General features: G+C 57.4%; 1 rRNA gene. It reads left to right on the top strand.

Going from position 1 to position 1,698, the window contains the following annotated elements:
- Positions 1–160 precede the first annotated feature (160 nt).
- Positions 161–1,684, top strand: a 16S ribosomal RNA gene (locus tag AC4H2H_RS19685).
- The last annotated feature ends 14 nt before the right edge of the window (positions 1,685–1,698 follow it).

Below are 1,698 nucleotides of genomic sequence, written 5' to 3'. Positions count from 1 at the left end.
CGTCTGGGTGGGGTGGTTGGTTGTGTCCGGGATGTTTTGTGGTTGAATTTCGGAAGATGATGTCATCTTTCGTGTTGATGCCAGTTTTGTGAACCTCTTCGGGGGTTTGCTTCGTATGGATTGTCTGCTGCTGGGTTTGCCTGGTGGTTGGCGTTGTTCATTTACGGAGAGTTTGATCCTGGCTCAGGACGAACGCTGGCGGCGTGCTTAACACATGCAAGTCGAACGATGATGCCCAGCTTGCTGGGTTGATTAGTGGCGAACGGGTGAGTAACACGTGAGTAACCTGCCCCTGACTTTGGGATAACTCCGGGAAACCGGGGCTAATACCGGATATGAGCCGTCCTCGCATGGGGGTGGTTGGAAAGTTTTTCGGTCAGGGATGGGCTCGCGGCCTATCAGCTTGTTGGTGGGGTGATGGCCTACCAAGGCGACGACGGGTAGCCGGCCTGAGAGGGCGACCGGCCACACTGGGACTGAGACACGGCCCAGACTCCTACGGGAGGCAGCAGTGGGGAATATTGCACAATGGGCGCAAGCCTGATGCAGCGACGCCGCGTGAGGGATGAAGGCCTTCGGGTTGTAAACCTCTTTCAGCAGGGAAGAAGCGCAAGTGACGGTACCTGCAGAAGAAGCGCCGGCTAACTACGTGCCAGCAGCCGCGGTAATACGTAGGGCGCAAGCGTTGTCCGGAATTATTGGGCGTAAAGAGCTCGTAGGCGGTTTGTCGCGTCTGGTGTGAAAACTCGAGGCTCAACCTCGAGCTTGCATCGGGTACGGGCAGACTAGAGTGCGGTAGGGGAGACTGGAATTCCTGGTGTAGCGGTGGAATGCGCAGATATCAGGAGGAACACCGATGGCGAAGGCAGGTCTCTGGGCCGCAACTGACGCTGAGGAGCGAAAGCATGGGGAGCGAACAGGATTAGATACCCTGGTAGTCCATGCCGTAAACGTTGGGCACTAGGTGTGGGGCTCATTCCACGAGTTCCGTGCCGCAGCAAACGCATTAAGTGCCCCGCCTGGGGAGTACGGCCGCAAGGCTAAAACTCAAAGGAATTGACGGGGGCCCGCACAAGCGGCGGAGCATGCGGATTAATTCGATGCAACGCGAAGAACCTTACCAAGGCTTGACATGCACGGGAAGCCACCAGAGATGGTGGTCTCTTTGGACACTCGTGCACAGGTGGTGCATGGTTGTCGTCAGCTCGTGTCGTGAGATGTTGGGTTAAGTCCCGCAACGAGCGCAACCCTCGTCCCATGTTGCCAGCGGGTTATGCCGGGGACTCATGGGAGACTGCCGGGGTCAACTCGGAGGAAGGTGGGGATGACGTCAAATCATCATGCCCCTTATGTCTTGGGCTTCACGCATGCTACAATGGCCGGTACAAAGGGCTGCGATGCCGTAAGGTGGAGCGAATCCCAAAAAGCCGGTCTCAGTTCGGATTGGGGTCTGCAACTCGACCCCATGAAGTCGGAGTCGCTAGTAATCGCAGATCAGCAACGCTGCGGTGAATACGTTCCCGGGCCTTGTACACACCGCCCGTCAAGTCACGAAAGTCGGTAACACCCGAAGCTCATGGCCCAACCGGTTCGCCGGGGGGAGTGGTCGAAGGTGGGACTGGCGATTGGGACTAAGTCGTAACAAGGTAGCCGTACCGGAAGGTGCGGCTGGATCACCTCCTTTCTAAGGAGCTACCA

This window comes from Cellulosimicrobium sp. BMG9.22, assembly GCF_059159975.1.
The sequence above is the reverse complement of the archived record's forward strand: the minus strand, read 5'-3'. Positions and strand labels throughout refer to the sequence as shown.